At 37.6% G+C, this 12978-nt stretch carries 12 protein-coding genes; 2 read left to right on the top strand and 10 right to left on the bottom strand.

Annotation, left to right across the window (positions count from 1 at the left end):
* Positions 1-11: 11 nt before the first annotated feature.
* Both leuD and leuB read left to right on the top strand, forming a co-directional pair.
* The gene (leuD, locus tag AC59HC_RS13270) at positions 12-620 is read left to right on the top strand and encodes a 3-isopropylmalate dehydratase small subunit (protein ID WP_062669734.1); all 609 of its coding nucleotides are present in this window, start codon (positions 12-14) and stop codon (positions 618-620) included.
* On the top strand, positions 601-1725 hold the full coding sequence (gene leuB / locus AC59HC_RS13265) for a 3-isopropylmalate dehydrogenase (protein ID WP_496558775.1): 1125 nt from the start codon (positions 601-603) through the stop codon (positions 1723-1725). Before leuD ends, leuB begins: the two co-directional genes overlap by 20 nt.
* 96 nt (positions 1726-1821) lie before the next feature.
* Here leuB and AC59HC_RS13260 read toward each other — a convergent pair whose 3' ends face one another.
* From AC59HC_RS13260 to AC59HC_RS13215, 10 genes are all read right to left on the bottom strand, one after another.
* Positions 1822-2007 (bottom strand): hypothetical protein, encoded by a 186-nt coding sequence (locus tag AC59HC_RS13260; protein WP_062669731.1) that lies wholly within the window; start codon positions 2005-2007, stop codon positions 1822-1824.
* Between the two features lie 72 nt (positions 2008-2079).
* Positions 2080-2685, bottom strand: coding sequence for a DUF4230 domain-containing protein (locus AC59HC_RS13255; RefSeq protein ID WP_227944270.1), 606 nt, complete (start codon positions 2683-2685; stop codon positions 2080-2082).
* A gap of 3 nt (positions 2686-2688) precedes the next feature.
* Positions 2689-3252, bottom strand: coding sequence for a TlpA family protein disulfide reductase (locus AC59HC_RS13250; RefSeq protein ID WP_202840171.1), 564 nt, complete (start codon positions 3250-3252; stop codon positions 2689-2691).
* A 3-nt stretch (positions 3253-3255) separates the two neighbouring features.
* Entirely contained in the window at positions 3256-3723 is a 468-nt protein-coding gene (locus AC59HC_RS13245; RefSeq protein ID WP_110008830.1) for a pyrophosphohydrolase domain-containing protein, read from the bottom strand.
* Between the two features lie 231 nt (positions 3724-3954).
* Positions 3955-4374: a hypothetical protein gene (locus tag AC59HC_RS13240; RefSeq protein WP_343638573.1), complete on the bottom strand. Its 420-nt coding sequence runs from the start codon at positions 4372-4374 to the stop codon at positions 3955-3957.
* Positions 4375-4384: 10 nt separating this feature from the next.
* A complete protein-coding gene (locus AC59HC_RS13235; protein WP_202840180.1) occupies positions 4385-5098 on the bottom strand; it encodes a glycohydrolase toxin TNT-related protein in 714 nt (237 codons plus the stop codon).
* 456 nt (positions 5099-5554) lie between these two features.
* Positions 5555-7774 carry a zinc-dependent metalloprotease gene (locus AC59HC_RS13230; RefSeq protein WP_496558774.1) on the bottom strand — a complete coding sequence of 740 codons (2220 nt, stop codon included), beginning with the start codon at positions 7772-7774 and terminating at the stop codon, positions 5555-5557.
* Positions 7775-7963: 189 nt separating this feature from the next.
* Complete coding sequence (locus AC59HC_RS13225; protein WP_496558773.1) at positions 7964-10894, bottom strand: reprolysin-like metallopeptidase; 2931 nt, start codon at positions 10892-10894, stop codon at positions 7964-7966.
* A 373-nt stretch (positions 10895-11267) separates the two neighbouring features.
* Complete coding sequence (locus AC59HC_RS13220; RefSeq protein ID WP_496558772.1) at positions 11268-11765, bottom strand: DinB family protein; 498 nt, start codon at positions 11763-11765, stop codon at positions 11268-11270.
* Positions 11766-11788: 23 nt separating this feature from the next.
* A complete protein-coding gene (locus tag AC59HC_RS13215) occupies positions 11789-12928 on the bottom strand; it encodes an acyl-CoA dehydrogenase family protein (protein WP_110008837.1) in 1140 nt (379 codons plus the stop codon).
* Positions 12929-12978: the final 50 nt, after the last annotated feature.

Genomic DNA, 12978 nt, shown 5'->3' with positions numbered 1-12978 from the left:
ATTAAAAGTAAATGCAAAAATTAGTTGTTTTAAAATCCCGCGCAGTTCCACTGCCGGCAGAAAATATAGATACAGACCAGATTATTCCGGCTAGATTCCTGAAAAGTATAGACAGAAAAGGCTTCGGAGAAAATCTGTTCAGAGACTGGAGATTCAATATTCATACAGGAGAACCTAATCCGGACTTTGTTTTAAACAATCCCAAATTCGGTGGTGAGATTCTTGTTGCAGGAAATAATTTCGGCTGTGGAAGCAGTCGTGAGCATGCAGCCTGGTCTTTAACGGATTATGGATTCAAGGTCATTGTTTCAAGTTATTTCGCAGATATCTTTAAAGGAAATGCTTTGAATAACGGACTTCTTCCTGTAAAAGTTTCCGAAGAATTTTTAAAAGAAATTTTGGAGGGTATCAATGAAAACCCTGATAATGAAATCGCTATTGATGTGGAATTACAGTCCATCAGCTTTAAAGACACCACAGAAACCTTTGAGCTTGATTCCTATAAAAAAATATGCCTGCTGAACGGCTATGACGATATTGATTTTTTAATCAGCAGAAAGCAGACGATCACAGAATTTGAATTAAAAACACAAAAAGCAAATGAGCGACAATTATTTTAAAATTGCGGTTCTTCCCGGAGATGGGATTGGCCCGGAAATCATCGGTGAAAGCATTAAAATATTAAATGCTATTGCTGAAGCTTTTCAATGTAAATTCCATTTTGAATATGGATTAATCGGTGCAGAGGCTATTTTTAAGACAGGAAATCCTTTGCCCGAAGAAACGCTGAAAATCTGTAAAGAGTCTGATGCTGTGCTTTTCGGGGCTATTGGTGATCCGGTTTTTGATAATAATCCGGAAGCGAAGGTAAGACCGGAGCAGGGATTGCTGAAACTTCGCAAGGAGTTAGGATTGTTTGCTAATATCCGTCCTTTAAAAACCTATGCCTCTCTTATTGATAAAAGCCCATTGAAAAGAGAAATTATTGAAGGCGCTGATATACAGATCTTCAGAGAACTGGTAAGCGGAATTTATTTTGGTGAAAAATTTACAGATCCGGAAGGTGCTTACGCTTATGATGTCTGCAAATACAGCCGTGAAGATATTATTCCGATTGCGCACATGGCGTTTCAGGAAGCACAGAAAAGAAAGAAAAAGCTTACGCTTATTGATAAAGCCAATGTTTTGGATACGTCAAGATTGTGGAGAAAGACGTGTCAGGAAATTGCACCGGAATATCCGGATGTAGAGCTTGATTATATGTTCGTAGACAACGCAGCCATGCAGCTGATCCTTAATCCTAAGCATTTTGATGTCATTGTAACGGAAAATATGTTTGGTGATATTATTTCCGATGAAGCAAGTGTGATCGGAGGTTCTATCGGATTATTACCATCTGCTTCAGTAGGAGAGAAGAATGCTTTGTTTGAGCCTATTCACGGATCTTATCCACAGGCGAAAGGGAAAGGAATTGCCAATCCTGTTGCTTCTATTTTAAGTGTGGCGATGATGCTGGATCATCTTGGTTTAAAGACCGCAGCCGAAAAATTAAGACAGTCGGTAGAGCATGCTATTGAGAATAAGTATGTCACAATCGATCTTAATAGCAAACAGTATTACTCCACAAGTGAAGTGGGAAGTTTTATTGCCGATCATATCAGATATTCTGAAAAGTCTTATTACAATTTTGAAAATATTAAGATCGGAAAATCGACCATTGTATAGAAACAAAAGTTCAGTTAGATAGTTAGAAAGAAAAGTTCCGCCTCGTATGAGACGGAACTTTTCGTTTTTCCTTATAATAAAGCCTTAAAAGCTCTTTTATTTTTTTGTGTTATCCGTTTTTCCTGATTTGTTTTTGGAAGACTTCTGAACATCTTCTTTGTCAATATCAGGTGGATTGGTCTTTTTTGATGCTGCAGGAATATTCTGGAAATCCTGATTTTGCTTTTGGGTTTCTGCGGTATTGGCAGATTCTTTCCTGGTGGTTTTTCCTTTTGTATCCATGAGTTTGAATTTTAAATGTAAACAATATGGATAGTATCATTCAAAGGGTTTGCCAAACAGAAATATTTTAACCTAAAGTCCCAGAATACCAATTTTTCCGGTCTTGTCTTCTATTTCATAATTCAAAGCCTTGGCCAGAACAAAAATATTATTCAGGTTTTCCATGAGTTGTTTGCGGCCTTCACTTCTCAGTTGATTCTGATCAATTGATTTCTCTGCGGTTTCCTTAGCTTTAGCGGTAACATTTTTAATATCCTTCTCCGAAATCCTGTTAAAAAAAGAATCATCCAAAGACTGAATTTCAACGCTAGGTGTAATTCTGATTTCAGCATCAGGAAGCTCGGTAATCACCAGCTTTTTGTTGATGGAATCTACTTCAATCTTCATTTTGTTGAGATCATAAGAAACCTGTGCATTAGTCTTTGTGTAGGTAATAATACTGTTGCTGGAAACTTCTTTTCCAAAAACCTCATAACCCATTTTGGTTTTCTGCATGCTGGATGTATTCTGTTCCATGACCACCATCTTATTCATCTTGGAAATCTGATTGGTCAGGATATAATAATCTGACTTTTCAGTTTTATTTCCAAGGTTCAGGCAGGATTTCAGGCCAAAAAAGAGCAGTACCATTGCGCCGGCACCTGCAGCAAAAGATAATATTGTTCTATAATTTCTCAAAATCTATTTAAAAATTTCTTTGATAACAGACGAATCGTTCTTTTTCAGAATTTGAACCAAATCCCTTTCAATATATCCTGTCGTAGGCATTTCGATAATTCTGCCCACTTCTTTTCCATATCTTTTCAGGATAATGGTAGGAACTTTCTGAAGATTGTAAAGACTTTCATCCCCGGTAGGAGATTCTTTCTTACGGTTAACAGCAATAATATTCAATTTACTTTCCGGATAACTTACGGCTTCCAATATTTTCATCAGTCTTGGAAAATCTCTGTGGCTGTCTTCACACCAGGTTCCCATGAAAACGATAATATCATAGGTTCCGATTTTCTCTTTTTTTAATTCACTGACTGCCTTTTGATCAAGAACATACTCATCATGTTCTTTCACATACCAATCTGCATAAGGAGCTTTTAAAAACTGCTCTTTCAACTGGTTTCCCAAAAGCATTTTGCCATCATTCTGGGTTTCAACTTCACGGTTTACCACTACTTTTTGTGCAGTAAGCTGCTGTGAAGCCAAAAACAAGGTTGAAAAGGCAACAATATTGGTAATAATTTTTTTCATATTTTATTTTTCGATAATTGATTTTAAATCAGCAGGAGAGTAGTATTTGTTTTTTAATACTTTATGATCTGCCTTTCTGTAAACATTAAATTTTTCTCCGGACTTTTCATAAAAAGATTCTACTTCCTTCGCTTTGTAAAATTCTACAGTTTCCTCTGCCTGTTCTTCATTATCACATGCTTTCGACATATTGGAGCGTTGAACTTCGTTGAATAGCTCTACAAATTTGTTGCCAAGTCCGAATTCCAGTACCGCACCACTCAAAACATACTGAAGATCACACAATGCATCAGCAATTTCTACAATATTATTGTCAGCAATTGCCTGCTTCAGTTCGTTTAATTCTTCCTGTAAAAGTTCTACTCTCAGATTGCATCTTTCCGGAGAAGGAATTTGTGGGGTATCTAAAATAGGGGCTTTGAAAGTAGTATGGAATTCTGCTACTTGGTTCAGACTATCAATTTTATCCATGAATTTTTTTATTTCCCACAAAGATAGAAAAGGATTTGCAAAATGTGAAATGTACAGCAGGAAATGTAAAAATAAAGTGTCTGGGAAAATGTTTTTGAATATACAATCCTATCTTTAAACCAAAAACTGCAAAAATCTGTATTATCAATGGGGAAATTTTATCCATGAAAATTAAAAAACCACAACTGTAAAAATTGTGGTTTTATTTTGAAGTGATTCAATTATACTCAATTATTTAGATTCTTCATATTTCCAGACTCCGGAGATGGTAAGTATCATCAAACCCGGCTGCTTTTCTCCATAGCTGAATAGACAGATGAACCTGGAATGACAGGAAGAACAGTCGGTTCCAAAATATAAAGTTGGCAGATCGTTGACTGTCAATTCTCCGAAATGAAACATTCTTTGAGAGGTTCCGTTGATCATTCCGTGGTTTAGCAATTCATTTTTAGATACTACTTTATCTTCATGATACAGCTGCAGAACAGGAAATCCTGATTCATAAGGTGCTATTGCAATTCTATTTTTGTTTCCGCAATGAGAGCAGGTGAAAGTGGTTGTTGCTGATGGGAGAGCTTCATCATTGATAAAGACGTTTTTTTCAACAGAAGCTTTCCCGGTAATGTTTATTTTTTCTGATAATGAATACATCTGAGCAGATTTATGGCTGAATAACTGTGCCTGCTAAGTTAGGATATTTTCCGCTTGGGCTTCTCTTAATGGTAATTTTAATATAGCCTTCTTCTGCCAGCTTATTCCATGTTTTCTGGTAACCTGTATTGATATCGATAGGAATTTTCCACATCGTTTGTTTACCTTTTCCTGCCTGGCTGAACCACGGAATAATGTCTGCTGTCTGGGTTTTAAACTGCATGGAGTTGTTCAGTACATCAATTTCATAATAAAAATCGTATTTGTCTTCAGGCTGGTTTAGAGCTCTTTGTGTAAAAGTATAAACATATCCGTTGATGATAGGGCTTGTAAAGCTTCCTCCTAATGTAGGAACCCCGGTTCCGTTATAACTGCCGACTGCACCGCTGTATCTGTCGAACTTCTGCCCAACCTGTAAAGGAACATCATCAACAATATTATAACCTCCGTTGGCAGGCGGCCATCCGCCATTTAAATTATTAGCCTTAAAAAGAGATTCCAGCTCGCTCCATTTTCCTCTTTTGTATAAATCATAAGCTTGATTTCTTATGGCTTGGCTTACCGAATTATTGGAGTCATAGGTTACTGCCAGTTCATCTGCATTTTTGTAGAATACGGTGGTCACATCCGGATTGACGTCTATTACTTCATCATCGTCAGAGCTACAGGCAACCGAGAACGAAGTAATGGCTAGAAAAAAAATGTACTTAAATAAATGTTTCATATTAAAAATTTTAAATATTTTAAAATTACAGAGGTATTTGAAGGGTACCTTTTTGAAACATCGTTTTCCTGATAAAGATCTTAAGTAAATACTGACGTAAGTATTGCTGATGTTTTCCAATCTATAGCAGAAATTTTAAGGACCGGAATCTGGATTAATAATGTGATTTTTGACCGTAAATAACCAATTCATGCCAAAATAAATTCAAAAGAAGCAATAACATCAGATGTCAAAAACGATCTGGAGCTCCCTTAAATACAATCTGGGTAAACGGTACAATGAAATATTGTTATGCGATAAATTTAAATTAAAAAACTTAAATGCTGGTAGTTTTATCTAAAATAAATTATTATTCTGAAATTAATTGTAATGATAAATAGATTTAAGATCATATTTTGTATTTCACTAAATAAAAAAGCTGCCCAAATGAGCAGCTTATTGTTTGAACTTTATTTTTTACTTTTTAATAAATTGTTTTGTAAATCCTGCGATTTGGATGATGTAAGTTCCATTGGTTAGTTTATTGACATTAACCGTTCCGCTTTCAAGGTTTCCTCCACTTACAAGCCTGCCGGACATGTCGTAGATTTTATATTCTTCATTACTGGTATTGGTAAGGGTAAGAATATTTTTTGCAGGATTGGGATACAGTTTGATTTCTGTAGAGGATGGAGCAGCATCTTCATTAGAATTTTTTACAGAAATATTGGCATTATTGATATCAAAGAAAATATGATGGCTTCCTTTGATCATTATTCTTCCGGAGTTGGTTAAAGTATCAGGAATTGTAATATTCTCCGAACCATCATTAGGAGTTCCGGTCAAAAGTGTCGTCCATGTGCTGCCGTTATCTGTTGACCAGAGGATATCTACATTGGCGGTATTCACACCATTTGCTGTAGTGCCTGCTACATCCCATGTAACCGTTTGTGAGCTTCCTTTTACATAAGAAACAGCAGTGTTTTGTGAGGTTATCATAAATGGTCCGGCTGCCGGATCAACAGTGAGTTTTGTATCATCAGAATTGTTGCCTCCGCCTCCGGCTTTATTATCGCGAACAGTAAGTCTGAAATTTAAAGCTCTGGCTACAGAAGGAAGTGCTTCAACATCTATTTCTGTTCCTGCTGTTTTGAGAGAACCTGCCAGAATGGAGGACATTGTCGGAAAATATCTTACCGGAGAAGCTGAAGGTCTCCATGATCTGAATACTGGCCCCCGAGTTTTTGATTCCTGTGCTGCAGAATTAGCTCCTGTTTCATAAGAAGTTCCTTTATCCATCTGTTCCCAGATATAGGTAAGCTGGTCTCCGTCAGCATCAGTTCCTGATCCGGTAAGCATAAAAGGAGTACTTTTAGGAATAATATAATCAGGACCCGCATTGGCTGTAGGAATTGAGTTACCGGTACTGGTATTTACAGAACAGGTTTTTGCTTTGATATTATTGGTGATCTGTTCAATGCTTATGGCATGAAAAAACGGATCAGAGTTATTCTGAACATCATAACTGGTGACACCCGCATAGCCCATAATGGTAGATCCTGAACCTGGCTCCACAGATTTTAAATCCGGTTCAACGCGATAAGAAGATGTATGATTTCCGCCGAACTGATGTCCCATTTCATGAGCTACAAAATCGATATCAAAAGTGTCTCCCGAAGGATTACCGTTGGCCGGAGAAGTGTATCCGCTTCCCTTATAGCTGCTTGGGTAGGTTATACCCTGACTTTGGTAAGTAGACATGTCATTGTCACAAATACATCCGATACATCCTGCATTGCCGCCACCACCGTCTCTGCCAAAAAGGTGTCCTATGTCAAAATTATTATTTCCGATGGAAGAGCTCAGATTGTTCATCAGCTCCAGATTCCAGTTTTTCATTTGTGAAGAGGAAGAATAAGGATCTGTAGCGGCATCGGTATAGATAAGATCATCATTATTGGCAATCAGGACCATTCTCGCTGCAAAATCATTTTCAAAAATACCATTCACGCGGGTCATGGTATTATTCATGGCTGCTAAAGCCTGAGCTTTTGTTCCTCCAAAATAAGAAGTATATTCTCCTGTGCAGGAAAGTGCAAGTCTGAACGTTCTTAATGTAGCATCATCCGCATTTTTATGGGTTACGACATTTAAATTACCTTTTTGAGCAGCATCAGAAACTGTACATTCGAGTTTGTTCAAATGGTCTTTTCTGTCAGACTTTTTATAAACAATATAAGTGGAAAGGTCTTTGGTATAAGGCTGAATAAAAACGGCAGATTGATCTTTGTAGATTTCCATAGAAGATAATCCTAAAGGAGAGATGCTGAAATAAACTTTTGAAGCAGGATCTTCGACACCTTCACCGATATAAGATTTGATATCCGGATATTTAGAAGCGAGTTCCGGTTCAAAATTAGAATTTTCCGTTACCCTGAAACTTTCCATTCTCCCTGTTGAATTGGGAAAAAAGATAATGACTTCGGATTGCCCTGCTAATCTTTTTGGAGCCTTTGCCAATACATTTTTTAATCCGCTTATATTCAGATGAAAAAGCTGCGGATCTTCAAAAACTGACATATTTTCAAGAACGGGAGAGGATATTTTAATGGAGCTTGAAGTCCATAAACGATCGGTCTGTGCAAAAGAAATACCCGACAATGCGAGCATTCCCGTCATCAATAATTGTTTTTTCACTTACATGTATTTTTGGCAAAAATACTAAAAAAACTTACTGAAAATGTATTCTTTATATGAATTTTTTATCGGATATACCGATACGAAAAGGTGATAAAGTGAGAGATGGTATAAAATTTAAAAAAAAGAAAAACCGTTCTGTGCAGAACGGTTTTTCACATCGTTTAATTTTAAAAAGTCTATTCGTTACTAATTTTTAATAAATCTCTTAGAAGATTCTCCAATTTGAATCATATAAGCTCCTTTGATAAGGTTGCTTACATTCACAGAGCCCCTTTGAAGTTTTCCTGAGTCAATTAGTTTTCCACCCATATCGAAGATCTTATAATCTTCTGATGCTGTATTGGAAATATATAGTATATCTCTCACAGGGTTTGGATAAAGCTTCACATCCGTGATCAGATCATTTGTATTATGAAGATCTCCTTTTCCTGAAGAAACAATATTAAGGGTGTAATCTTCCACCTGTCCGTAAGTGAATGCTTCACATGAAGATGTAGGAATTGAGCTGTACTTCATCATTACTCTCATTCTAGTAGATCCAACTGTGGCAGTAGCAGGAATTGTAATAGATCCTGTAACAGGGCTGGTTGTAGAACCTGCTTTTGTCCATGCCAGCTCTCCGCTGTCTGTGAAGTCTCCGTCTCCGTTATAATCAATATAAACTGCGTAGGCTTCGCTGTATTTTGTAGAAGTCCACACCGGAGTAATGGAAATTGTATAAGCACTTCCTCTTGTAACATTGGTAGAAACTGAAGTGAAGTTTTCGTATCCTGCAGTTCCTGTAGACGTATTATTGATAGATCCGAATGTCACATTTCCAATTCTCTCATCTGCTGTATTTGAGGCCGAAGAAGAACAATAAGTAACTGTTCCTCCGGAAAGAGTTGTAACACTTACGGTGTTGCTGGAAACAGAAGCATTTCCTGCCGCATCTTTTGCTTTCACAGAGAAAGAATACGTAGTTGCCGGTGTAAGTCCTGTTACAGTATATGTAGTAGAAGCCGTAGAACCAATTAATGAAGCTCCCTGGTATACATCGTATCCGGTAACACCAACATTATCTGTAGCTCCAGACCATGAAAGGTTAGTGGTTGTAGCTGTAGTTCCTGAAGCAGCAAGGGTAGGAGCTGTAGGAGCAACCGTGTCAGGAGTTCCGGAACCTGCATTTACAGAGATGTTAGCATTGTTAACATCAAAGAAAATGTGATTTGATCCTTTTACCATAATTCTTCCTGTCGTTGTATTGGCATTAGGAATGGTCACTGCCTGTGAGCCATCATTCGGAGTTCCTGCCAATAGAGTAGTCCATGTATTTCCACTGTCTGTTGACCAGAGGATATCCACATTAGCAGCATTTACCCCGTTGGCTGTAGTTCCTGCCACATTCCATGTTACTGTCTGAGAACTTCCTCCGGCGTATGTTGTTGCAGAGTTCTGTGAAGTGATATTGAATGGTCCGGCAGTTCCGTTAACAGTGATAACAGCATCATCGGAATTATTTCCTGAGCCTCCTGCTTTGTTATCACGAACAGTAAATCTGAAGTTTAATGTTCTGGCAACTGAAGAAAGAGCCTCAACTGTGATTTCAGAACCTGCGGTAGTGGTGGCACCTGCTAAAACAGAAGCCATTCTTGGGAAATATCTTACCGGTGCAGTAGTAGGAGTCCATGATCTGAAGTTAGGTCCTGAAGCTTTTGTAGCACTTGCAGCGGAACTTGCTCCTGTCTGGGAAGAAGAAGCGTTGTCCATTTGTTCCCAGATATAGGTTAAAGAATCTCCGTCAGCATCTGTTCCTGTACCTGTAAGAACAAACGGAGTTCCTTTTGGAATGGTATAATCTAATCCTGCATTAGCTGTAGGAATTGCATTTCCGGTGTTGGTATTAACAGAGCAGGTTTTAGCTTTAATATTATTGGTGATCTGCTGGATGCTTATTGCATGGAAAAATGCGTCAGAATGCGGTTGAATATCCTGGCTGGTAATTCCTGCATAACCCATGATTGTTGATCCTGATCCTGGCTCCATATTGGCACCTGTTCCTTCATTACTCATAGAGAAGGTGTGGTTTCCACCGAACTGGTGTCCCATTTCATGAGCTACGTAGTCAATATCAAAATTGTCTCCTGAAGGAATAGCATCTGCCGGAGAAGTATATCCGCTTCCTTTTGATCCGTTTGTACAGATACAGCCGATACAGCCTGCATTTCCTCCACCTCCGGAAGCTCCGAACAAGTGTCCGATATCATAATTGGCTTCACCAATTACAGAAGTCAGTGTACTTTGTAGCTGGGAATTCCAGTTGCTCATTCCTGAAGCTGCGGAATAAGGGTCTGTAGATGCATTGGTGTAGATGACAGCGTCATTGTTGGCGATAAGAACCATTCTCGCTGCGAAATCTTTTTCAAATACACCGTTTACACGGGTCATTGTAGTATTCATCGCTGCTAAAGCCTGAGCTTTTGTTCCTCCGAAATACGTGGTGTATTCACCTGTGCAGGACAGTGCCAGTCTGAATGTTCTCAGTTTGGCATCATCAGCATTAGGTCTTGCAGCAAGAGAAGAATTGGAAACTCCTTTCTGTGCGGCATCTACCACTGTACATTCAAACTTGTTGAGATCATCTTTTTTGTCAGATTTTCTGTATACTACATACGAAGAAAGATCTTTGGTGTAAGGCTCGATGAAAACGGCCGATTTATCACCATAAATTTCCATGGAGGACAGTCCTAGCGGAGAAACACTGAAATAGACTGTGGAATTAGGATCATCCAGACCTTGTCCCACATAGGATTTGATGTCCGGATATTTGGCTGCCAGCTCAGGGGCAAAATTGGAATTCTCCCTCACTTTAAAATTTTCCATTCTGCCTTCAGAATTTGGAAAAGAAATAATGATTTCAGATTTTTCGCCTGCAGCCAGCCTTTTGGGAGCTTTTGCCAGAATGTTTTTCAATCCGTTGATATCCAGGTTGTAAACCTTTGGATTGCTGATACTGGTTTTGTTTTCAAAGATCTCTGATGAAGTTCTTTTTGAACCTTCAGACCAAAGACGGTCAGTCTGTGCGAAAGAAATACCCGAAATAAGGAGCATTCCAATCAGCGTTAATTGTTTTTTCATATTAAATATTAAATTTGATTGTGGAATGTCAAATCTAATAAAAAATATATTACGAAAAACAAAATTTTTTAAGGAATATTTAGAATTTGTATATAATATATTATGTAATACATTGTATATAATGGAAAATGCTCATTAATAAAAGAAAAATAAAAGTCGTAAAATGAATTATAATTTTTAAAAAATAACATATCGATTTTTTATTTGTTAATTTATTAAATTGAGACAATAAATTTTATTAATAATTCAATTATTCATGAATAAATTTTAATAAATTACATTTAATGAATACTATTGTGCCGCTCTGTGTTCTCCCTACAAAAAAAGCTGTTTCAAAATGAAACAGCTTCTATTATATTGATGCAATGTTTAACTACATTTTATCATCAGCAGTAGGTCCGTAAAGTCCAGAAACTTTGTTTCCGGTTGATCTTAAATAAACAACCAGCTCACCTCTGTGATGGTACAAATGATTATAAAGAAAAGCTCTTATCACCTGAACCTTTGGCATAGGAGGGAAAAGTACATTTCCGTTCATTTCCATTTTCCACTCGTTGAAATAGGTATTTTCATCAGAGTTTTCAAGAGCTTTCTGTGCGTTGGCAACATTTTCCTCAAATTTTGCAAGGATATTTTCTGCTTTGGAAATATCTCCTTTGTCATACCTGTACGTTCCCATATCAAAAACGTCCTGATTGAAAGTAGATTCATACCAGTTGTATACTTCAGCAATGTGAGACGCAAGCTGTCCGGTTGTCCAGTTTTTTTCGGACGGTTTCCAATCCAGTGCGCTATCGGGGATTGCCTGTAAAATTTTTCTGGTGTTTTCTGCTTCATGCAGAAATTCACCTAAAAGTGCCTGTTTAATCATTTGTATCGGTGTTATTTTTAAAATTATTTTGTAATATCTCTTCCAATGACAAGTCTCTGGATTTCAGACGTTCCTTCTCCAATAGTACAAAGTTTGGAATCTCTATAAAACTTTTCAGCAGGGAAATCTTTCGTATAACCATATCCTCCGAAGATCTGAACTGCATTGTTTGAGATTCTTACACAAGCTTCAGAAGCATATAGTTTAGCCATAGCTCCTTCTTTTGTCATTTTTTGTTTTGCATTCTTAAGAGTAGATGCTCTCTGGATAAGAAGTTCAGCAGCATCAATTTCTGTTGCCATATCTGCCAGCATAAAGTTGATTGCCTGGAAATCTGCAATAGGTTTTCCGAATTGATGTCTTTCTTTTGCATATTTCAAAGCTGCTTTATAAGCTCCTCTTGCAGTCCCTAAGCTTAATGCAGCAATAGAAATTCTACCGCCATCCAACACTTTCATAGCCTGCTTGAAACCTTCTCCAACTTCACCTAAACGGTGAGAATCCGGTACGCGTACATTATCAAAAATTAATTCTGCTGTTTCAGAAGCACGCATCCCTAATTTATTTTCTTTTTTTCCGGAAGTAAAACCAGGCATTCCTTTTTCCAAAACAAAGGCTGTAGAATTATTTTTAGCTCCTTTTTCACCTGTTCTCGTCATTACTACGGCAATATCACCTGAAATAGCGTGGGTGATAAAGTTTTTAGCTCCGTTGATGATCCACTCATCACCATCTTTTACAGCAGTTGTAGACATACCTCCTGAATCAGAACCTGTGTTGTGCTCTGTAAGTCCCCAAGCTCCGATTACTTTTCCGGAAGCCAGCTGAGGAAGCCATTTGTGTCTTTGTTCTTCATTTCCAAATTCATAAATATGGTTGGTGCAAAGTGAGTTGTGTGCTGCTACAGAAAGACCAATAGATGGGTCAACCTGAGAAATTTCGTCCAGAATAGTAACATACTCATGATAGCCTAAGCCGGAACCTCCATATTGTTCAGGAACTACAATTCCCATAAAACCCATCTCACCCAACTGGTGGAATAAGTCTTTTGGAAATGTTTGGCTTTCATCCCATTCCATAATATTCGGTCTGATGTTCTTTTCTGCAAATTCTCTAGCCGTCTCCGCTATCATTTTGATGTTGTCAATAGTCTCAGTATTCATATAATAATAGTTAGTTCCCAAAGATAACCAAATTGATGGAATGCTAAAGA

The sequence above is a fragment of the Chryseobacterium sp. DZ-32 genome (genome assembly GCF_059587025.1).
Note: the sequence above shows the minus strand (reverse complement) of the source record. Positions and strands in the feature narration are given on the sequence as shown.

What these genes read in the sequence shown, in the direction of transcription:
- AC59HC_RS13225 (WP_496558773.1), bottom strand. Translation starts at nt 10,894, where the DNA reads ATGAAAAAACAATTAACGCTGATTGGAATGCTCCTTATTTCGGGTATT.
- AC59HC_RS13260 (WP_062669731.1), bottom strand. Translation starts at nt 2,007, where the DNA reads ATGGATACAAAAGGAAAAACCACCAGGAAAGAATCTGCCAATACCGCA.
- AC59HC_RS13245 (WP_110008830.1), bottom strand. Translation starts at nt 3,723, where the DNA reads ATGGATAAAATTGATAGTCTGAACCAAGTAGCAGAATTCCATACTACT.
- AC59HC_RS13220 (WP_496558772.1), bottom strand. Translation starts at nt 11,765, where the DNA reads ATGATTAAACAGGCACTTTTAGGTGAATTTCTGCATGAAGCAGAAAAC.
- AC59HC_RS13250 (WP_202840171.1), bottom strand. Translation starts at nt 3,252, where the DNA reads ATGAAAAAAATTATTACCAATATTGTTGCCTTTTCAACCTTGTTTTTG.
- leuB (WP_496558775.1), top strand. Translation starts at nt 601, where the DNA reads ATGAGCGACAATTATTTTAAAATTGCGGTTCTTCCCGGAGATGGGATT.
- AC59HC_RS13215 (WP_110008837.1), bottom strand. Translation starts at nt 12,928, where the DNA reads ATGAATACTGAGACTATTGACAACATCAAAATGATAGCGGAGACGGCT.
- AC59HC_RS13235 (WP_202840180.1), bottom strand. Translation starts at nt 5,098, where the DNA reads ATGAAACATTTATTTAAGTACATTTTTTTTCTAGCCATTACTTCGTTC.
- leuD (WP_062669734.1), top strand. Translation starts at nt 12, where the DNA reads ATGCAAAAATTAGTTGTTTTAAAATCCCGCGCAGTTCCACTGCCGGCA.
- AC59HC_RS13240 (WP_343638573.1), bottom strand. Translation starts at nt 4,374, where the DNA reads ATGTATTCATTATCAGAAAAAATAAACATTACCGGGAAAGCTTCTGTT.